Annotated in this window: 15 protein-coding genes and 1 tRNA gene; 1 reads left to right on the top strand and 15 read right to left on the bottom strand. The window is 44.0% G+C overall.

The window, feature by feature from the left end; genetic code table 11:
* Positions 1-2: 2 nt before the first annotated feature.
* The 11 genes from NH568_RS10010 to NH568_RS09960 all read right to left on the bottom strand — a co-directional run bounded on the left by NH568_RS10010 (position 3) and on the right by NH568_RS09960 (position 13,194).
* Positions 3-1,190, bottom strand: coding sequence for an ATP-grasp domain-containing protein (locus NH568_RS10010; protein WP_253046675.1), 1,188 nt, complete (start codon positions 1,188-1,190; stop codon positions 3-5).
* Entirely contained in the window at positions 1,183-2,223 is a 1,041-nt protein-coding gene (locus NH568_RS10005) for a TDP-N-acetylfucosamine:lipid II N-acetylfucosaminyltransferase (RefSeq protein ID WP_253046673.1), read from the bottom strand. The genes NH568_RS10010 and NH568_RS10005 overlap by 8 nt, the downstream gene beginning before the upstream one ends.
* Positions 2,220-3,095 carry a glucose-1-phosphate thymidylyltransferase RfbA gene (gene rfbA, locus NH568_RS10000; protein WP_253046671.1) on the bottom strand — a complete coding sequence of 292 codons (876 nt, stop codon included), beginning with the start codon at positions 3,093-3,095 and terminating at the stop codon, positions 2,220-2,222. The genes NH568_RS10005 and rfbA overlap by 4 nt, the downstream gene beginning before the upstream one ends.
* A complete protein-coding gene (gene rfbB / locus NH568_RS09995; RefSeq protein ID WP_253046669.1) occupies positions 3,092-4,156 on the bottom strand; it encodes a dTDP-glucose 4,6-dehydratase in 1,065 nt (354 codons plus the stop codon). Before rfbB ends, rfbA begins: the two co-directional genes overlap by 4 nt.
* Positions 4,153-5,421 (bottom strand): UDP-N-acetyl-D-mannosamine dehydrogenase, encoded by a 1,269-nt coding sequence (gene wecC, locus NH568_RS09990; protein ID WP_253046667.1) that lies wholly within the window; start codon positions 5,419-5,421, stop codon positions 4,153-4,155. The genes rfbB and wecC overlap by 4 nt, the downstream gene beginning before the upstream one ends.
* A 13-nt stretch (positions 5,422-5,434) precedes the next feature.
* Positions 5,435-6,568, bottom strand: coding sequence for a UDP-N-acetylglucosamine 2-epimerase (non-hydrolyzing) (gene wecB / locus NH568_RS09985; protein WP_253046665.1), 1,134 nt, complete (start codon positions 6,566-6,568; stop codon positions 5,435-5,437).
* A gap of 30 nt (positions 6,569-6,598) precedes the next feature.
* Positions 6,599-7,642 (bottom strand): UDP-N-acetylglucosamine--undecaprenyl-phosphate N-acetylglucosaminephosphotransferase, encoded by a 1,044-nt coding sequence (gene wecA / locus NH568_RS09980; RefSeq protein WP_253046663.1) that lies wholly within the window; start codon positions 7,640-7,642, stop codon positions 6,599-6,601.
* Positions 7,643-7,712: 70 nt separating this feature from the next.
* Positions 7,713-8,654, bottom strand: a complete 942-nt coding sequence (locus tag NH568_RS09975; RefSeq protein WP_138550739.1) for a Wzz/FepE/Etk N-terminal domain-containing protein — start codon at positions 8,652-8,654, stop codon at positions 7,713-7,715.
* 123 nt (positions 8,655-8,777) lie between these two features.
* Positions 8,778-11,441: an SLBB domain-containing protein gene (locus NH568_RS09970; RefSeq protein ID WP_253046661.1), complete on the bottom strand. Its 2,664-nt coding sequence runs from the start codon at positions 11,439-11,441 to the stop codon at positions 8,778-8,780.
* A gap of 115 nt (positions 11,442-11,556) precedes the next feature.
* A complete protein-coding gene (locus NH568_RS09965; protein WP_253046659.1) occupies positions 11,557-12,357 on the bottom strand; it encodes a DUF481 domain-containing protein in 801 nt (266 codons plus the stop codon).
* 21 nt (positions 12,358-12,378) lie between these two features.
* The gene (locus NH568_RS09960; protein ID WP_253046657.1) at positions 12,379-13,194 is read right to left on the bottom strand and encodes a mechanosensitive ion channel domain-containing protein; all 816 of its coding nucleotides are present in this window, start codon (positions 13,192-13,194) and stop codon (positions 12,379-12,381) included.
* A 186-nt stretch (positions 13,195-13,380) separates the two neighbouring features.
* Between NH568_RS09960 and NH568_RS09955 the strand changes: the two genes are divergently transcribed.
* Positions 13,381-13,456, top strand: a tRNA-His gene (locus NH568_RS09955).
* A gap of 487 nt (positions 13,457-13,943) precedes the next feature.
* Here NH568_RS09955 and nagP read toward each other — a convergent pair.
* From nagP to mutT, 4 genes are all read right to left on the bottom strand, one after another.
* A complete protein-coding gene (gene nagP, locus NH568_RS09950; protein WP_253046655.1) occupies positions 13,944-15,245 on the bottom strand; it encodes an N-acetylglucosamine MFS transporter NagP in 1,302 nt (433 codons plus the stop codon).
* A 259-nt stretch (positions 15,246-15,504) separates the two neighbouring features.
* Positions 15,505-18,090: a family 20 glycosylhydrolase gene (locus tag NH568_RS09945; protein WP_253046653.1), complete on the bottom strand. Its 2,586-nt coding sequence runs from the start codon at positions 18,088-18,090 to the stop codon at positions 15,505-15,507.
* A gap of 175 nt (positions 18,091-18,265) precedes the next feature.
* Positions 18,266-20,335 carry a M13 family metallopeptidase gene (locus tag NH568_RS09940; protein WP_253046651.1) on the bottom strand — a complete coding sequence of 690 codons (2,070 nt, stop codon included), beginning with the start codon at positions 20,333-20,335 and terminating at the stop codon, positions 18,266-18,268.
* 40 nt (positions 20,336-20,375) lie between these two features.
* Positions 20,376-20,783, bottom strand: coding sequence for an 8-oxo-dGTP diphosphatase MutT (gene mutT, locus NH568_RS09935; protein WP_253046648.1), 408 nt, complete (start codon positions 20,781-20,783; stop codon positions 20,376-20,378).
* Positions 20,784-20,853: the final 70 nt, after the last annotated feature.

Raw genomic sequence — 20,853 nt, 5'->3', positions numbered from 1 at the left:
AACTAGCCTCGAATAACGATATTAATATCAGAAAGTAAGCTATCGAGCTCTGATCCAGCATCCGCAATAGAGGAACCACTAACAACAATATGACCTATTCTGTCGGGACCTACCGCGAACTTGCGCACACTATCAGAAACATCGTAGTCGAGTTGAAATGCCTCAACGTTTTCCTTTGAGCTAACATCAGGCATATCTATACTTTCAATAACGCCAGCCTTATCACTAATTAATAGTCTAGATACATTTGCTTTCCCTGAACCTGAGAAGCTCATGTCTATATCTCTACCTAAACACAAATTAATGATCAGCTCGTACATATCCACGTTGTAAAAGGAAGCTATGTTCTCTGGTATACACGTCGCCCCCATTCTTCCACCAATTTCAATGATATAAGCCTGATCACCAACAACCATAATATCAGAATTAGAAACCGTGCATGTGATATTCAAAGCTTCAACGGCCTTCAATAGCTCAGCTTCAATGTTCTTTTTCACAATATCACTGCATTGCGATGGAATGGCATGACCGATTGGCACGTCGGTTTTCCCACTGAAGTTTATTCTATCGTGAATAATGACTTTCGCATTGCCACTGCGATCGATGATGACTTCAGCCCCCACCTCTTCGCCTTCGAGAAACTCTTCAACAATAATTTCATTGCTTTTACTGATTTCTGTGGCCAATTCATAGGCACTCACCGCCTCATCGACGCTGTATACTTTAGTAATACCCCGACTGCCAGACAGGTTTGGCGCTTTGACCATAACTGGGTATGTGAAGGACTCTAAGGCTTGATGCATGTCAGCTTTTGATTCTATAACAGCAAACTTGGCTGTGTTGACGTTAGCATCCAGTAGCTTTCGCTTCATACTTACTTTGTTCGTACACGCCTTGGCATTTTCATAGCCAATACCACTCAACCCCAAGTGCTCTGCAACGTAGCCAACGGTAGGCACGCCCACATCGCTCCCCGTCGTAACTATACCTGATATACCATGTTGCTTTGCATGCTTTAATACCTCGACCTCATCCTTAATATCACAAAACACACACTCGTCCGCGATCAGTAGCCCTGGATAGTTACCATTAGGAGATACAACTATGGTAGTAAAGTTTAACTCTTTTGCCTTTTTGATAAGAGGAACCTGATAAACACCAGCTCCTAAGATCATTATTTTTTCACTCATCAGAAAATAAACCGTTCAAATTTTTAAGTAACTGTGCTTGGCTATATTCGGTTCTAACAATAGCGACATTTTCTTCAACATTGGGCAGTACTGGGCTGCTTAAAACTTTTTCTTTAGAGTATATTTTAATTCCAAGTTGAGTTAAGTGGTTGTAGCTTGAAGTGCCTTCGCGCATGCATACGACCTTACCCATAGCAAGTAGCTGTATGATATTGCCCATCGCTTGCTGTCTGTTCATATCAAATATAGCAACATCTATCGAAGCTAGAAGTGCATTGTATTCGTCCAGGGGCAACATTTTTCTTAATGCGGTAAACCTGTTACCAAATAACTTCCCCCCCAAAGACTCCACCTCATCTCCATAGGCAGAATCTCCGTAATTGAGAGGACAGATAACTTCAAAGTCAAACGTCACTTGCTCTTTGATGCGACGCAACACCTCAGCATGGTTATTAACGGCGGTAGCCGAATTTCCAACTAAGATTCTAACTTTTGCATTGCTTGACGAAGGATTTGTTGTGACAGCAATTGAATCAGGCTTAACTGTAACACTTGGATAGGTAAACCCCTTATAATGCCGGGCTCGAGTTTGATACCACAGCCTTGCTAACGCAAACTCCCCGTCCATAGAAGTGGCTATGGTTGAAATGTTCTTAATTAGCCTTCTGCGAAAATACTCATAACACCTTTTTGCAATGGAGCGCTTTCTCTCGTTATAAGCATAAAGGTCGTTTCCCCAAAGGATCCAGACAGACTTACTAAGCACGCCTGTCATGAGTGAAAACAGTACAACCAGAATATGGACAAATAAACCATGAAAATAAACCCTGTCGGCCTTCTTGGCATGTTTTACTGTTGCAACGAGCTGTTTGAGGTTTTTTGAGCTGAGTTGAGTCACATTTGCTGGGTAGGTTTTATCCGTCCCCCCCTCAAAAACTAAGAAATGATGCTCTCCTTCCGGAAAAGCATCATTAATCGTTTCAATCACTGCTGGTACAAACTTTTCGCACTTCATTAGATGAAGGTGTTTCATTTATTTGATATTTCCTTCAAATAATCTCCATAAGAGTTCTTACCGTACTTTTCTGCGATGCTTTGTATCTGTTCCTTACTCAGCCACTTGTTGTAAAACGCAATCTCTTCGAGACAGGCAATCTTAAACCCCTGGCGCTTTTCGATTGTTTCAACAAACTGAGCCGCCTCTAGCAGGCTGTCATGCGTACCGGTATCAAGCCAAGCAAACCCTCGCCCTAACAGCTCAACATTGAGTTCACCTTTCTCCAGATACATTTGGTTGAGCGTCGTAATCTCCAGCTCACCTCGGGCAGAAGGCTTAACTTTTTTCGCCATTTCTACAACATTTGAGTCATAGAAATACAATCCAGTGACCGCAAAGTTTGACTTCGCTACACTTGGTTTCTCTTCGATTGAAATCACATTTCGATCTTTATCAAACTCAACAACCCCAAAACGGTTTGGATCCTTCACTTGATATCCAAATACTGTAGCGCCAGTCTGCTGCGACATCGCGGCACTCAACTTTGGCGTAAAGCCCTGACCATAAAAAATATTGTCACCAAGTACCAGGCATACGGGGTCATCCCCAATAAACTCTTCTCCGATGATAAAAGCCTGTGCAAGCCCTTCAGGCTTAGGTTGAACTGCATAACTCAGCGCGATACCGAAACAACTGCCGTCACCTAAAAGACGCTTAAAGCTATCCAGATCTTCTGGTGTTGTAATGATCAATACTTCTTTGATCCCTGCAAGCATTAGTACCGACAGTGGATAATAGATCATTGGCTTGTCATACACAGGCAACAACTGCTTTGATATACCATGAGTGATCGGAAAAAGACGAGAACCCGTTCCGCCAGCCAATATTATACCTTTACGCTTAATCATTTATCTTCAACACCTTTACTTTGTTGATAACTGCCATCAAGCACATGCTGCCACCAGGGTGTGTTGTCTAGATACCACTCAACTGTTTTACGAATGCCAGATTCAAATGTCTCCCTGGGGGTCCATCCCAGTTCTTTCTCAATCTTACTCGCATCTATTGCATAGCGAACATCGTGACCGGGGCGATCCTTTACAAACGTGATAAGATCTTCGTACCTTGCCACATTTTCCGGCTTTTCAGGGGCTAACTCCTCGAGCAGCTGACAGATCACTTTAACAACATCTATGTTCTGTCTTTCGTTGTGGCCACCAATATTGTATGTTTCACCGTCTACGCCATTGAGTAAAACCGTATACAATGCTCTGGCATGATCTTCAACATAGAGCCAATCACGCACTTGAGTACCATCGCCATAGACAGGCAGTGCCTTGCCATGCAGTGCATTTAAAATAACATGTGGGATCAATTTTTCCGGGAAGTGATATGGTCCATAATTGTTACTACAATTAGTCAGTAGAATAGGTAAACCATAAGTCCTTCCCCAAGCTCTGACTAAGTGGTCTGAGCCAGCTTTACTCGCAGAATATGGGCTACTAGGTGCATAAGGGGTCGACTCGGTAAACAAGTCTTCTGTGCCTTCTAAATCACCGTAAACCTCATCGGTAGAAACATGATGAAATTTAAACCTTGATTTCTCTTCTGCTGGCAGCTTATTCCAGTATTGCCTGGCAACTTCCAATAAAGTAAAAGTACCAACCAGATTGGTCTGTATAAACTCAGCTGAGTCATCGATTGAACGGTCTACATGAGACTCAGCAGCCAGGTGCATAATGGCATCTGGCTTAGTCGTCTCAAAGACGCGAGTAAGTGCCTGCCTGTCGCAAATATCAACTCGCTCAAACTGATAACGTTCATTTTTATCGACCGAACTCAATGACTCAAGGTTCCCAGCGTAGGTCAACTTGTCAACATTAACAACGGAGTCATTTGTATTTTCGATGATGTGTCTAATCACCGCAGAACCGATGAATCCGGCTCCGCCTGTCACAATAATCTTCACAGCCAAATTCCTTTTGTATCGATTACAAGCTTACTCTTGTCTATTTCAGTAGACTTAAACTCTTTGTGATCAACTAACAATAAGTGAATGTCGCATGTAGATAAAGCATCCTCCAGATCGACCAGCTCTACCTCTCCTAGCTGCGTCGGCACAGACTCAATATTAGGTTCAACGACAAGAATTTTTCCTGCGTGGACGTCTCTGACCTCTTGTACAATCTGCATTGCCGGACTTTCTCTCAAGTCATCAATGTCTGGTTTGAATGCCAATCCGTAACATCCTATTGTCACTGATTTAGCAGTGCGTTCGGGACGCGATTGTAGAAATTCACCGACAGCTTGGTTAACTTTGTCGACTACCCACAATGGCTTTGAATCATTCACCTTCCTGGCCGTGTGTATTAGTTTCGCAGAGTCCGGTGATTTCGAAATAATAAACCAGGGATCAACGGCAATACAGTGTCCACCTACACCTGGACCTGGCTGTAAAATGTTTACGCGTGGATGACGGTTGGCAAGCTTGATAAGCTCCCAAACATCGACATTTATCTCATCACAAATTAATGACAGTTCATTTGCAAAAGCAATTTGCACATCCCGGCTACTATTTTCTGTCAATTTGGCCATCTCTGCAGTGCGACTATCAGTAATGATGCATTCACCCTCAACAAACGTTTTGTATAGTTTGATGGCCGCAGCTGAGCACTCTGGAGACATACCACCAATTACCCTGTCGTTTTCTACGAGTTCGCGTACAACATGTCCCGGCAAAACACGCTCTGGGCAATATGCGATTTTAATATCTGCTTCACTCCCCACGCTCTGCGGGAAAGTAAGCTCAGGCCTCATCTGGGCTAGCCAAGCAGCCAATTGCTCTGTTGCGCCAACTGGAGAAGTTGACTCTAAAACCACAAGATTGCCTTTTTCAAGCACCGGAGCGATAGACTTGGCTGCCGCTTCAATATATCCAAGATCAGGTTCAGGTATAACTGAGCTACCTGCTTTGAAAGGAGTTGGCACAGCTATCAAGAAAGCGTCTGCAGGCTCAGCTGTGGTTGATGCACGGAAATACCCTTCTGTCACCGATGCATGAACCAAGATATCTAGCTCAGGTTCAACAATGTGGATCTCACCGCGATTAATAATATCTACTGCCTTCTTATTGACATCCACACCGATTACTTTTTTTCTTTTTGATGCGAACATTGCGGCTGTGGGCAAACCAATATAGCCCAACCCGATGACAGAAACAGTTTCAAACGACATACTGACTCCTAACTTAGATTTTCTTTAAAGTTGCTAATACATCACAAATCTGCTTACTAGCTGTACCATCACCATAGGGGTTATGCGCTAAGCTCATTTCTTTGTATGCATCAGAATCATTGAGTAACTTGGAAACTGCGTCGGTAATTCTATTAAAGTCGGTACCTACCAGCTCAACAGTGCCTGCTTCAACAGCTTCAGGTCTCTCAGTCGTATCCCTCATAACTAACACGGGTTTGCCCAGGCTTGGCGCTTCTTCTTGAATTCCTCCTGAATCCGTTAGTATCAAATACGCTTCATTCATTAGGTAAACAAAAGGTAAGTATTCCTGAGGTTCAATCAAGTGAACATTGTCCAGACCATTTAGAGTTCTATTGACTGGTTCCTGAACACTTGGGTTCAAATGCACCGGGTAGACGATTTGAACATCTGGATACTCAGTAGCAATAGCCGCTAAAGCTCTGCAAATACTTTCAAAGCCCAAACCAAAATTCTCGCGCCTATGTCCTGTGACAAGAATCAACTTTTTTGTTTTATCTAAAAATGGGAACTTACCACCAAGCTCTTCTTGAAGTGAAAGATCTGTATCGATTTTTTGCTTCACATCTAATAAGGTATCGATAACTGTGTTGCCCGTTACATAAACACTATCTGCAGGATAGCTTTCATCTAAAAGATTCTTTTTCGCTTTGCTAGTCGGCGCAAAATGCAAATGAGTAAGGCAGCCAGTAAGACGACGGTTCGCTTCTTCAGGCCATGGCGAATAGATATCACCAGTCCGTAAACCAGCCTCAACATGCGCGACCGGGATTTGTTCATAATAGGCAGCTAAGCTAGCCGAAAAAGTAGTTGCGGTATCACCGTGTACAGCAACAATATCGGGACGAAACTCTTTTAAAACGGGTGTAAGCTCAAGAAGAATTCTGGATGTCAGTTCTGGCAAGGTTTGTCCTGCCTGCATCAAGTCTAAGTCAAAGTCGGGGGTAATTTGGAATAACCCCAATACTTGATCGAGCATTTCTCTGTGCTGTGCAGTGACACATACTTTGGACTCAAACCGAGGATTCTGCTCCAAAGCACTTACAAGAGGAGCCATTTTTATTGCTTCGGGCCGAGTGCCAAATATAGTTAAAATCTTAATTGCCATAATACCTTGCTAAAAAAATCGGTGAGAAGATCACTTGCGTCTCAGCCAGCTCAATATACGCCACACGTGCGCTAAAGCATAATTGTAGACTAAAAACATACCTATGAAAATCGAAAACATTAACCACTCAGATGTATTTCTAAGCTCTAAAAAACCACCTAGAAATGCAATAAATGCTGCCGCTAGAGAGATTATAATTAATGCTCTACGCCGACTATATCCGGCTCTTTCAAAGATATGATGCAAGTGGTCTCTATCTGCTTTAAAAGGCGAAGTTCCTTTCTTAATTCTCCGATACATTATCGCTACCATATCCATTAACGGAATAGCGATAATATAAAGAGCTGTGACTGGTCTAAAAGATTTAGATTCTTGTTCGATACCAATAACCAGTAACCAAATTATTGTAAATCCAATCAACATACTACCAGCGTCGCCCATAAAAACTTTATTCATTGATTTGCTGGGCCAGCGAAGGTTGAACATTAAGAACGCAGCTATTGAAGCGACAAAAAGAATAGCTAATAAAAACCATTCACTCCCGGAAATCCAAAGCAATGTGCCCAGCGCGAGAAAAGACACAAGGCTCAACGCACCTGCCAATCCATCAATACCATCTACCATATTAAACGCATTAATCGTACCAATGACACCCAACACAGTAATTACAACACCAAAGTAACCAAGCTTAAATTCGAAAAAACCTAATATAGATCCAAATGAACTTAAATGATTACCGGTTCCAAAAATCATAAAAACAGCAATCGCTAGCTGAACTATAATTCTAACCCTTACAGAAAGGTCATATTTATCATCTAATACCCCTAGCAAAAGAATAAATGATGCTGAAATAATATATACACTAAAATAGACGCTATATTCTAAAAACAGCATCGATGACATTAAAACACCAAAGTATATTGCAACACCGCCTATCAGCGGAATATGACCGTCATGATGTTTTCTTGAGTTGGGGACGTCAACAAGCCCAGTTCTAATGGCAAATGGCTTAGTAATATAAATCGCCATGACGCAAAATATAAATGACGATATTAAAGGAGCCAGATAAAACATTTAACCTCCATAGCTGACAGCACAATTGACACAGCTTACTAACCAGATTTCATTAACACGAAACTGGTCACTAGGCAAACTCACTTCTTCCTTTAAAAGCAGAAACAGATACAACCGTAAACATCCCTAACAATAATCCGATAAAGGCTCCCAAAATGCATAGCATTGCTCTTTTAGGACCTTCTTTTCTCTCTGGCATTATCGCAGGATCGATCGTGGTAAAAACATACTCATCTCGCACTTCGGCAAGCATGATTGTTTTAGTTTCATCTTCCATTAATTTATATAGGATAGCTCTGAGACTAGTAATATCATCTGTCTTTAGTTGCTTATTGAGAAAATGTAAGCTTCTCTTAGCTTCAGTTACATCTCGCTCTTTCATTGTCATGTTTATTTCAGAAATGATTAAATTGACCCAGTCCCTTGCTAAGACAGGCGAGTTATGCTCGATAGCAATACTAACCAAACCAGTTTTCTTTATAAGTTGAACATCGAGCATCTCGAGAAATGCTTCAAATGCTTCTTGCTGTGAAGGTTTAGGAGTACGTGGTAAGTCCACCTCTCTGACCCACAATTTCTTTTCTACATCATAAATATCGGGATCATAAGAAAGCTTTTTTTGAACGGGATCCCATGATTTCGCAGCCATAATATCGACCAATAAATCATGCTTTTCGATAAACTCACTAATAAATTTGCGAGACTGTAAAATCTCAATCGCAAGGCTAGTCTTGTCTATACCACCACCAGTGTTCAGCTCAATCCCAGCGACAGAAGCTAACCCTCCTAATTGAGAGGCTAGTCCACTGTCATCCTGAGAGCTAACAGGAGCAAGCAAAGCTTCTGACTTATATACGTCATGCATTTTAAAAGCTATCACAGCAAATATGCACAAAAACACAAATGAAAACAGCAGGACGACTATCTTGCCTTTCCATATTGAGATACATATTTCTCTTAAGTCTAGCTCTCCAGGCAAATCAGATATTTCAAAGGCTCTTTTACTGGACACTGTTCGTTCTCACTTTAAATACCAATAGTTGTTACCAACCAGATTCTAATTACTCGCACTTTTTACAATTTAAAATTACAAAAATGTTATCTACAAATAGACTTAAAAAGTATGGTTAAGCCTCTATAGCCGTGCTATCGCAGCAACACCAACACCTAACTGATAGAATATTTGCGTAGCTGTACTCCAGAGCGTCAAATTGTCCAAATGTGACGAATCCATAGGAACAACGATTGTGTCGCCAGCCTCAAGCTCTGTGTCATGGTTAATAGCGAACCAAGAGTTTCTGTTCGGTATAAATACGGCGCCATTGGCTTTGATAACATATATTTTTTCGGCATCTGCACGATCTCTCAGTCCCCCACTTAGGGTGATGTACTCTTCAATCGAAGTGCCCGATTTAAATAAATGAGAGGAACTGTAGTTCACCTCACCTATTATTGAAATAGACTCTCGCTTCCCTGGTACATAAAGTGCATCACCATCTTGCAAAACAAGAGAGTCCGCTTGCGAAACGATATTTGGTAGATCAATTATCAGCCTTCCCAATGCTTTAACATTCGCAAGGTCTTTTAGTAACCGGTTAGCATCGCTGTAACTAAGAGAAGAGTTGGCTCCAATCGACTTCTGAAAACTCTTGGCTGCAATATCCTTACGCAACTCATCAGACAGTCTTGCTAGCTGCTTGCGCTCTTGCTCCTTTATCGCTTCTCGAGTAAACACTGCCGCTCTGGGTTCTGCATACTCGGTTAATCCGCCAGCACGATTCAGAAGGCTATACAGTGTCTCTCCACGCTTTACAATATATTCCCCTGGGAAAGTAACTTCCCCCTTTAACGTAACGCGATAACTAACCTGCCAATTTGGCTTCATCAATACATTCAGTACATCACGACTATTAATCGAACTCTCTATGCCTTCGGAGGTCAAAGGAACTTTGATATGCGCAACTTGTCCATCCCCTTGTTCACGGGTAATTTCAGCGAACTCAGTGTATGCAGACTCCAGCAAACCTCCAGCTGCGGAAATTGCGTCACTCGCTTTCATATCCTTTGATATTGGATATATACCTGGAAAACGAACTTGCCCCAAAACTTCGATGATCTGACTCTCAGATGAGGAAGATGACTGATATTCAAGCTGAGCAAGCACAGGCGCAAGTAACGTCTCTCGACCGAAAACCGTTGGTACATAGATGTTTTCGTTGATTTCTTGGTTTTCTGTGTCTTCTTCTAGCTCGACCTCTTTATCTTTTTCTGTCTCTTTGTTGTTCTCTGTCGACTTGTTCTGAGTGTCTTTTTCTTCCTGTTGAAAAGATACTTTATTTTCAAATTGGCGTCGTTTATACAGGTGCCAAAGCTTTACGCTTTTCTGTAACTCTTGTTCTTGAGCTGACATCGCCAAATTTTTCAGCGCACTTTCTTCTTGTTCCTGTGAGTTAAACCGGCTAAAGATAAAAACTTCGTCATTTTTTTGTAATGGAATGCCTTTAGAGTTCAGTGCTTCAGACAGGGAAAATTGCAGCACTTCAATTTTCCCTAACTCTTCACTTTCTCTGACAATGATTGAGTAGCCCAAATCAGCTTGTGGAAGTAGATCAGTTCTCGGGTCTTCTATATAGGACTTTAACGTGGCACCTTCAAACCATTGATAGTTACCAGGTCTCGCAACGGCACCGATCAAAGAGACCGAATCGACAACATCATCATTGACAGCCTGAACTTTTATTTCATCTCCACCCTGAGGGATGTAATCAACCTCGCTCTCGCTAAAATTGACTGAGATGACGGACTTTACAGCATTATTCAGAACTCGATTGACCTGTACACGCTGCAAAAATGCCCCTTCTTTGAACCCACCAAACATTTGAGTCAAAGATTCGGCAGTGTCCCCTTCTTTTAATTCAAAAATAGCAGGTCGCTTTACCTGGCCTCCGACTTTCACTTGTGGCCCAACAGAAGGAATAAACACCACGTCCCCAGATTGTAGCGTTATGTCATCGCTACTATCCCCTTTAAGAAGAAGATCATACAAGTCCATAACGGCGATAGTATTCCCCTGCCTTTTCACCTCAATGTTGCGTAATGAGGCTATTTTGGTAACGCCACCGGTTGAGAATAGAGCATTAGTCACGCTTGACAAAGGTGAGAGTGTGTAAGTGCCGGGGCGATAAGCTTCACCCACTATCAATACCTGAATACTTCTCAGCTCGGCCATAGATACAAATGCACTAAGACCAATGGCCTCATTTTTCACTTTTTCAGCAATAACTTGTTTTAACTCTGCGTAGGTCAAACCGACTACACTAACAGGCCTAAATTCAGGTATGTTCAGGCGGCCTTCACGATCGACCATGACCATGTGTGTCGCCGACTCCTTACCATACAAATTAATCGTTACCGTATCACCACTGGCTATAACATAGTCATTGGGTACAAGTTGTAACTCTGTAGGTGCAAAGCTGGTTGGCTCACCAGAAAATAACTCATAACCGAAAGGCTCCAGCTCCTCAACTATTGGCTCCAAAGGATCACGGGGTGCTTTATCATCCTCATCAGGCTGTCTCGGAAAAACACTCGGAGTACTAGAGTTTTGCATTTGAGTTGGATTATTTAACCCCCCACCAGAAACGTCAGATAGATTGATACCGTATTGCTTTGCCAGCGCCTGTTGTTGGCTTTTTGGCAATTTCTTAAACTGTTCTATTTGTTGTGCAGTAGGTGTAAAAGCTATTGAAACCGCACTAAACATCAGCAAAATTGCCGCAAAAATACGTTTGAAAGACATCCGGTTTTGTATCCTGTTTCACGATAGGCCAAAAAGATTGCGTATTTTACATAAAAGTATTGCTATAAAAAAAGGGCTTATCGCCCTTTTTTTGATATATCTTTGGTTAATTATGTTAAAAGCTGTAAACTAAGGTCAAAGAAGTTTCTGTATCCGTACTTTCCTTGCCCTCATCAACAGTTGAGTTATGGGTAATATTGTACGCCACCTTCATTTGTAAGGAGCCATTGATCTTGGTCAGTAATGCAGATTCAGAGGTGGTTTTAGTATTGGTATCACCATACTCCATCCCCACAACCTGAGTGAATCTTGCGTTATCCGATACCTGCCACTCAAAGTCAACTTTGGCAACACCAATGACCTCATTATCTGTTGTTCCTGCAAGTGGATTGCCATTCTCATCCAGTTCTGTACTGTCATCCTGATATTCAAAGCGCTTCACACCGGGGCCAATTTCCGCATCTAAGTACATAGTGTCAAGGTTAAGTAAACGCAAGCCGTAACCCACAGAAACGACTGTTTCACTACGATAGGCACCAAAGTAGTCCGAGTCGTAAGAACCAAAAATAAACAAGTGACTGTGATCTTCGTTAAGCTTGTAATTTCCCTGCATTGAAACAGAATACTTCTCGTTGGTGCGCTCGCTTACGCGCTCACCATCGTCATTTTCAATTTCATCTTCCTTATATATCCCGCTCAGCTTATATTCATTGCGCCAGTTTTTAAGGTTATGCTTCGCCTTAAGTGCCCCTTTAAGTGTCGTGGTTTCGGTATTACCACTGGTGATAATAGCTCCCACTTCACTGGTAACATCCCAGGTTTTTTGCTTTTTGGGCTTCTTTGCAGAAGCTTCTTGTGCAGCTACATTCGAGCTAACAGCTGCCAATACGCACAGAGATAAAAGTTTTAATTTCATTGCCTATAAACCTGTCATTAATTAGTCTTTGTGAAGGTGAACATCCATTTGCGGGAATGGAATTTCGATATTAGCATCGTCTAATGCTAATTTTATATTCTCAACCAGGTCAAAGTAAGTGGGCCAGTAGTCTGATGTTGCAACCCAGGGGCGAACAACAAAATTGACACTTGAGTCTGCCATTTCCAATACGGCAACCGTATATGCTGGCTCTTTAAGGATCCGTGCTTCTTTGTCCAGCACGGATTTTAACACATTTTTTGCCTCTCGGAGATCCGCTTCATAGCTCACGCCAATAACCAAATCGATACGACGTGTTTTTTCGCGGGAGTAGTTAACGATGGCGCCCGACATAATCGCAGAGTTAGGCATAATAATAACTTTGTTGTCCGGCGTTCTTAATTCGGTCGAAAAGATCTCAATGCGTTGCACACTGCCCGCTTTTCCTCCAGCCTCAATATAGTCGCCGGACTTAAAGGGACGCAGAATAATGATCAGGACGCCTGAGGCGAAGTTCGATAAGGAGCCTTGTAAGGCCAGGCCGATTGCCAAACCGGCGGCACCCAGAATAGCCACAAAGGAGGTTGTTTCTATGCCAACCTGAGACAGTGCCATCAACAGCGTCGCTGCAAACACTATGCTGTAAGCAATGTTACCGACAAACGCGCCAACCGCCTTATCCACTTTGCGTTTACTAAACGCTTTTTCTGTCAGATTTGCTGCAAGCTTTGCCAGTTTCATACCAATGAAGAATATGACCAGGGCCAGCAGTCCCTGAAAAAGGTGGTGTATGATAAGAGATGAGTTATCATCGACCCAATGAACAATCGTTTCCATAGTGACTCCTGTAAGCACTTGAGTGAGATAGCGGGGCGATTTTACCCAGCCAGTATGAATATTAGCTGTACAAGTCGGGGATACTCAACGAACTTCTTTGAGATTTTTTTAATTTAACCCTTTGCAAAGCCCACGTTTTTATGTATTATGCGCGCCACACCAGCAAAGGTGTTCTTATCTTTTGTGGCGGCTGTAGCTCAGTTGGTAGAGCCCCGGATTGTGATTCCGGTTGTCGCGAGTTCAAGCCTCGTCAGTCGCCCCACTTTTTAATCCAAACCTCATCGATTATATCTCACAGGTCAATACATTGATATCAATGGTGTTGTTCATTCCGAGTAGATTTTCCTGATTTTGATAAGCTCGCTATTTATTTGGTGCTACTGTAAGACATCATTCGTTGAAAGTATCGATACTGTTTAGTGCAAACCCGTTGCACTTCGGCTATCTTTTGCAGCCTTTTTCTTCTACTCAGAGTTCACTGGCAACAATCATTAACTTTTTTATTTATGAATTCAAGCTGTTAAAATTTATAAAAAATTCGATTATTTAATGCTGTCAATATATCGCTGTCATTGCAATCAGTGTATTGAAAAGCTCTCCATATACTGTAAGAGAATTGGGCTGGTTTCTTAATACGGCGAAAGCACAATTGAAAGGTTTTGCAGATAAAGGAGTGACATAAAAAATGCCACCTTTCGGTGGCATTACACACGGGATTATTTCTACTTTACAGATAGAAATTCTGTTCGCTATTTCCAGCTTCTCATCTTGTGACCTTTTAAGGCATAGAAAAGAATAAACAGATAGCTGGGTAGCATTAAACTGTACGCACCCTGAGCACCAAGCCCAGCAACATTGCCAACACCAATCAACAGAGGACCTAGTGCACCGCCGGCTATTCCCATGATTAACAGGCCTGATGCAGTGCCCGTTAAACGTCCTAAACCATCAAGCGCGAGAGGCCAAATTGCTGGCCAAACCATAGCATTAGCAAAGCCTAACAGCGCAATACACAAGAGTGGATCTGGTAACTGAGGACCACCAAAGGGTACAAGCAAAATATTTGCCAAGGCTGTCGAATCATTGTCCCCTAAAACTACAGCAAAAACGGTAACAATACCAGCGATTGCAGACATGACGAGTGCATTTTGTTGTGACATAAAACGTGGGATCAATGCAATGCCAATTGCATAACCAATCAGCATACAACCCATAGTATAAGAAGTCATGACAGAATAATCGGCAATACCAAGCTGCAATGCATAAGAACCAATGGTATCAGCGGCGATCACCTCTACGGCAACATACAGTGCAATACCGACAACCCCTAGTGCGAGGTGAGGATGACTCAAAGCCTCCTTAACTTCACCTTTACTGGTTTGCCCTTCTTCTTCAAAAACCAGATCAGGCAAAGGAGAAAACTTAGCGAATGCAGCAAACAAGAAAATCAGACCAGCAATAGCCAGGTAGGGTGCGATAAGGCTATTCGCCATCATATCTTTTTGAGCCTGGCTGAGTGATTCACCTTCGTTCACCACACCACTGACAACCACTGCAGCAAATACTATGGGCACTATTACGCCAGCAGACTTATTCAGCAAGCCCATAATACAGACACGGACCGCAGCCGATCGCTCAGATCCCATTTTAACAACGTATGGGTTTACAGCGGTCTGAAGGACAGTCTGTCCGACCCCTATCATGAGCTGTGCAAACAAGAAGATCTCTATCATCTGCATTTTAGCTGCCGGAATATACATCAATGCGGAAAACGCCATGACAGCACACCCTATCGCCATGCCATTTTTGTATCCAACTCGTTTTATTAGCATGGCTGAGGGAATACCTGCAACCGTCACTGCGATGTAAAATGAGGAAATAATGAAAGAGGCCTGTAGCGGACTCAGTTCCAGCATTTGCTGAAGAAACGGCGTGATGGCGCCATTTAACCAGGTGATACAACCCAATATAAAGAACATTGAGCCAGCAAGTGTCATTGGTAACCAGACACTTTGCTTTTCGAGGTCATCTTTTTCCACTGTCGCTTCCATAAAACTCTTCTTGTTGCTAATTAAGATTAATACAGGTCGGATTAAAACGAATTAAAAGTAATCCGGATTATTATATTCTGTGCTATCTGCCTTTATGAACGCATCCTCAAACCGGCGGTTCAACTATCTAAAACCAAAATGACAGCGCTGACATTTAACTTTACGTTAAAATTTGGCCTTTTTCTAGTTAGTTTTGTAATCAAATGTCTTCAACCTGGGGAAAGCGATATGCCTTCCCCGAGATGACGTAGCCGGGTGATTAGTCTAACCCTGTGGTGCGGCTAAACTTTTTATCGCCTAAACGGGTACGTAATAATACGCTACCGGATTGACTTACACTCATCGGAGCTGTGTAAATTTGCCAACTCTTGCCATTATCAAGGCTCACTTCAATGGTTAAGTACGGGAATGCACTGTTCGCATGAAGCTGGCCATTAATCACTTTACCGCCCGGCACGGGGAGGTTCACATTGACACCGGCTTTATCCAGCTTAGCCAGCTCTTTTAGTGCCAGAGCACCGGAGAATCTGTGCCAGTCCTGCGCAAAGCGCTTATTATCCAGGCGCTCCCCTTCCCAGCCGGCTTTATGCCAGGCACGCTCTGCCATCGCAAGCAAGCGTGGAAAGACCATCGCCTGCATCTGGTCTTCAGTGCGAATGGTTTCACTCCAGACCTGCCCCTGAATACCTAGAATATTTTCCGGCTTTTCAAGCTCTGGTAGCGGACGCCCAACCAGGGCCTCTAAGTTTTCAATGACCTCCCCACTGCGGGTAAAATCGGCGTTGGCATAGACATCATCGGGCATGTAACTGAAAGTCTTCTTGCTGTCCGTGTAGCGGGCTGCCCAATAGTAACCTCGCTCAGCCGGATGTGGCTCATAAGGATGATCAAAGTATAAGTGCGTGCCATGGGACAACACCACCTGATAGCCATCATTGGCCAGACGATGCGCCCTGTCAGCCACGCCCCACTCCCAGATATTGTCCCATACGTTGGCTGTAAAAACGTCATTTGGAAATGCATCGCGGTTAAACGGATTGACCTTGTCATACATCAGACCATCTTCCCAGGCGCCCGGCGCAATTCCTCGTTTTGCCAGCAAAGTGGCGACTCGCTGTGTAAAATAGGGCTTGAGGTCGGTTGGACCAGTAATGCCATTGTTAGGATCGGCAAATAATGCCTGACACACAGGCGAATCTACCCAGGAGCCAGCCCCAACTTCGTCACCACCAAAATGCAGATTCGTCAGGCGCGTGCCGGCTTCACGATACATACCTTGCAACTCATAGGTGACCTTTTCAATGAATGCATAAGTCGAGTCCTGACAGACATTCATAGAGTTATCGGTATAATTCTGTACTGTGATGTACTGTGAGGTGTCTTGAGGGTCGCTGAGCAGATAAGCTTTTGCCTGCTCCGGTTTGCCCGCTTCCATCAGAGTATGATAGCGCGCTTCCATTGCCTTAATCGATGCACGAGCATGGCCCGGACCTTCAATCTCAGGAATAATCTGAACATGGCGCGCCTTGGCAAACTTGAGTAATTCAACAAACTCATCCCGGGTCAGATAACCATTGCCAGAACCCGATTTATGCGGACCGGTGCCAAGCTGAGTCAGTAAACACTCACGCTCCTGCAAATCAAAGCAGCGATGAGCGCCAATCTCCGTCAGTTCAGGCAAGCCTGGGATCTCAAGTCGCCAGCCTTCATCTTCAGAAAAGTGCCAGTGAAACTTGTTCAGTTTGTAACGGCCCATCTGCTCGACCAATTTGAACAGCGCCTCTTTACCATGATAGTTACGGCCGTTGTCATAGTGCATGCCACGCCAGCCAAAACGCGGGGCATCTTTAATCTCAACATTAGGCACCTGGATCTGACCTTGTTGGTCGGCTGGGAATAGCGCGAGCAAACTCTGAATGCCGTAAAACACACCCGCATTGTCATGGCCGGTGATCACAATTTTGTCGTCGTCTACTTCCAGCTGATAGCCCTCACTGCCCAGGTCGGCCTGCTCCTCCACTTGTAAATAGATGGTTTTGGTTTTACCGGCACTAATATGATCCGGCTGTGCTTCCAATGTCAGGCCATAATCAGCCAGATCTTCCTGAAATACCGCGACTTCACTTTTGAGTCTGCCCGCAAAACGGATCTGCCACTGACTGGACAAATCAGCATAACCGCGGTTGAAATCAACATCCATCGGCTTCGGGATAATGCGTTTCAGTGCATCTTCGCGTGACAGCTTGCCGGTCTGCTGGTTTTGTTCATAACGCCATGCCGCGGTTGCACGGGGTGATAAGTCTTTTGGCTCGGCGTGCCGATCCAGTTGGTTATCGCGAACAATCGGCGCGACAAAATCCAACATGTTTTCGCTGTCTGTATTGGTAAACACAGCAGGCTGTTTATCACCACTGACCATAAAAGCCCGCGGCATAAAATCAGTATAAGCGGCTATCCAGGCAGCGGCCTCATAGGGAATAGTCAAGCTTTCGCCCGGCTTTAACCCGGCAAACGCTTTGGTAGGCACTAACCGGTGTAAGTCGCCATTTACATGCTCAAACTTCAGCCCACTGGCCTGCTCAGTCGCGACCTTCCGGATGGAATGAAAGTAGATCTGCCAGTCGCTTTCACCAGCAGGTAACGCTATCTTTGAGTTGTTTTGTAAGGTGATAGAAGCCAGAAAGCTGCTGCTGCCATTATGATAATTGCTTTCGATTGCAAATGTAAAAGTGGTATTGTCAGTAAAGGCTTGCAGTTGCGAATTATCCCAGGTGGCTTTAGCCATCATCGGGACTAAAAGCGTGGCCGCGATGGCCCGGGTGAGCAGTTTTTTCTGTATTTTCATTCCGGCTCCTTAACCTGCGCTGAGCGCAAACTTCAAATTGTTGTAAATACCATCATATAGAAGAAAAAATGACAGCGCTATCAATTTTTCCTTACAAGATCTATATCGTCTTTTTCCTCAGAGAGTTAATACAAAAAAGCCGCCAAAAATTGGCGGCCATAATAGCAGTAAACACTTACCAGATTTTGACCCGCTCTTGCGGTTTAAGATACATTTTGTCACCTTCTTTGACATCAAACGCATCATAAAACGCAGGCATATTGGGCAACACGCCAATAACACGATAGTGGCTGGGTGAGTGCGAGTCGGTCATCAATCGATTACGCAACTCTTCATCTCGATAGTTGCGACGCCAGATCTGCGCCCATCCCATAAAGAAGCGCTGCTCACCGGTGTAACCATCAATCACCGGAGCCGGCTTACCTTGCAAAGATAGCTGATACGCTTTTAACGCCACACTTAGACCACCAAGGTCACCAATGTTTTCGCCTAATGTCAGCTCGCCGTTTACACTTACATCTTCAAAAGGCTGGTACTGGTTATACTGCTCAACCAGCTTTTGGCTGCGCGCCTGAAACTGAGCCAAATCTTGCTCACTCCACCAGTTGCGTAAGTTGCCATCACCATCATACTTAGCGCCCTGATCGTCAAACCCATGACCTAGTTCATGACCAATGACAGCTCCAATTGCACCATAGTTAACGGCATCATCGGCTTCCAGGTTAAAGAAAGGCGGCTGCAGGATGGCAGCAGGGAAGACAATTTCGTTATTAACCGGGTTGTAGTAAGCGTTAACGGTTTGCGGTGTCATAAACCATTCGCTACGGTCAACTGGCTTGTCAACTTTACTCACCATATCCTGATAAGCCCACTGATTGTAGCGCACATAGTTGCCGACCAGGTCGTCGGCACTGATCTCTAACCCTGAATAGTCTCGCCACTTGTCCGGATAACCAATCTTAGGTGTAAACTTGCTGAGTTTAACCTTCGCGGCCTGCTTGGTTTGTTCACTCATCCATTCCAGTTCATTGATTGACTGTTCAAAACCTTTAATCAAGTTGTCGACCAGCTCACCCATACGGGCTTTGGCTTCCGGCGGAAAATACTCTTTTACATAGATCTTACCCAGCAACTCGCCCAGTACATCATTGCTGGCATTTACGGCCTTCTTCCATACCGGTGCCTGCTCTTCAAGCCCTCGCAGTGTTTTGCCATAGAAGTTAAACTTCAGGTCAACCGCTGTTTTGTGCAGCAGCTGTGCATAATCACTGGCAAAGTGAAAGGTCAGATAATCGCGCCAAGCAGCCACATCTGTTTTACCGATTAGGTCTGATAACCCTTCCAGATAGCTAGGCTGAGTCACGACTAGCTCATTGGTAGTCAGGCCAAACGCTTTCAAATAAGCCGCCATGTCGAAATGTGGCAACTGTGCATTGAGCGTATCAACCTGAAATTTGTTGTAGGTTTTATCCGCATCCCGACTTTCAACCCGTGACCACTGTATTTCTGCCATCGCGGTTTCAAGTGCCATGATATGCTTCGCTGCCTGCTCAGCACGAGGCTGATCATAGCCCATCACCTGCAACAGGCGTTCAATGTATTGGCTGTATTGCGCACGAATTTGTGTAAACTTTTCCGTATCCTGAAGGTAAAAGTCTCGGTCCGGCAAGCCTAAACCCGATTGCCACAAATAGAGCGTATTCATTGTGGAGTTTTTGGCATCATTATTTGCATACCAGCTTAAAGGCGTCGTGCCGCCCTGAGATAAGGCACGAGCAAATAAAACTGGCAGCTCAGATTTACTCTGTAATGCCTGAAAAGGGGCAAGGTAAGATTGCAGAGGTGAAGTACCTAACTCTTCGCGTGCCAATTCATCGGTGTAGCTGCGATAGAAATCGCCAAGCTTGGCTTCGTCTGAGCCAGGCTTCGCCTGATCGTTACTGGCTGCCTGCTCCAGCGTTTTACGCAATGCTTTTTGTGATGCATCATACAGTTCAGTGAATGAGCCATAATTTGACTTGTCTGCAGGTATTTCGGTACGCGCTAACCATTTGCCATTCACATGGTAGTAGAAATCATCCTGTGCCCGTACGGTACTATCTATATTGTCTAGTGCGACCCCTGAGTTCAGCGTACTCTCTGCTTGCATCACTTCGGCTTGTGCGTCAGTTTTCACCTGCTCGCTACACCCAGTCAGACCCAGTGCCAGCGCAACCGCTGCGGCAGTGACTGCTATTTTTTTCATTTTTATCATCCTTACTATTAATTTTGCTCAACGCCCGTTGCTACTGATGCGCACTATACTGTTGCGCCAGTGCGTCCAGAATAGCCACATTGGCTGCGGGAAACGCCAGTTGCTTTAACTCACCCCAGCTCACCCACTGGCTGGGTTGCCCTTCCAGCCCTGTCGCTTGTCCCGAAAAATCTTCGACCTTATGTACTTCCAGTTTAACCTGTTTGTCGCCATAGTCATGCTCAATTGTCAGTAAATGTTCAGAACCGTGGACGTCAATACCAATCTCTTCTTTCAACTCTCTGGCCAATGCCTGAGTCACGCTTTCCTGCGATTCAATTTTGCCACCAGGAAACTCCCACAGGCCACCCTGATGCTGCTCTTTGGCCCGTTTACATACAAAAAACTGCGCATCCCGAATGATGACACCCACAGCTACATTCACCACTTTTTTAGTCATATCTAACTCTAATAATCTGTTTTTCTGAGATAAAAAAAGCGACACAAGGTCGCTTTTTCTCAATGTCGCT

Source organism: Pseudoalteromonas sp. XMcav2-N, assembly GCF_024124545.1.
In the GTDB taxonomy this organism is placed as follows: Bacteria; Pseudomonadota; Gammaproteobacteria; order Enterobacterales; family Alteromonadaceae; genus Pseudoalteromonas.
Note: the sequence above shows the minus strand (reverse complement) of the source record. Positions and strands in the feature narration are given on the sequence as shown.

Excerpts from the sequence above, each read along its gene's own strand:
- NH568_RS09960 (WP_253046657.1), bottom strand. The coding sequence starts at position 13,194 with ATGGAAACGATTGTTCATTGGGTCGATGATAACTCATCTCTTATCATA.
- nagP (WP_253046655.1), bottom strand. The coding sequence starts at position 15,245 with ATGGAAGCGACAGTGGAAAAAGATGACCTCGAAAAGCAAAGTGTCTGG.
- mutT (WP_253046648.1), bottom strand. The coding sequence starts at position 20,783 with ATGACTAAAAAAGTGGTGAATGTAGCTGTGGGTGTCATCATTCGGGAT.
- NH568_RS09970 (WP_253046661.1), bottom strand. The coding sequence starts at position 11,441 with ATGTCTTTCAAACGTATTTTTGCGGCAATTTTGCTGATGTTTAGTGCG.
- wecB (WP_253046665.1), bottom strand. The coding sequence starts at position 6,568 with ATGGCAATTAAGATTTTAACTATATTTGGCACTCGGCCCGAAGCAATA.
- NH568_RS09965 (WP_253046659.1), bottom strand. The coding sequence starts at position 12,357 with ATGAAATTAAAACTTTTATCTCTGTGCGTATTGGCAGCTGTTAGCTCG.
- wecA (WP_253046663.1), bottom strand. The coding sequence starts at position 7,642 with ATGTTTTATCTGGCTCCTTTAATATCGTCATTTATATTTTGCGTCATG.
- rfbA (WP_253046671.1), bottom strand. The coding sequence starts at position 3,095 with ATGATTAAGCGTAAAGGTATAATATTGGCTGGCGGAACGGGTTCTCGT.
- wecC (WP_253046667.1), bottom strand. The coding sequence starts at position 5,421 with ATGTCGTTTGAAACTGTTTCTGTCATCGGGTTGGGCTATATTGGTTTG.
- NH568_RS09945 (WP_253046653.1), bottom strand. The coding sequence starts at position 18,090 with ATGAAAATACAGAAAAAACTGCTCACCCGGGCCATCGCGGCCACGCTT.
- NH568_RS10005 (WP_253046673.1), bottom strand. The coding sequence starts at position 2,223 with ATGAAACACCTTCATCTAATGAAGTGCGAAAAGTTTGTACCAGCAGTG.
- NH568_RS09940 (WP_253046651.1), bottom strand. The coding sequence starts at position 20,335 with ATGAAAAAAATAGCAGTCACTGCCGCAGCGGTTGCGCTGGCACTGGGT.
- NH568_RS10010 (WP_253046675.1), bottom strand. The coding sequence starts at position 1,190 with ATGAGTGAAAAAATAATGATCTTAGGAGCTGGTGTTTATCAGGTTCCT.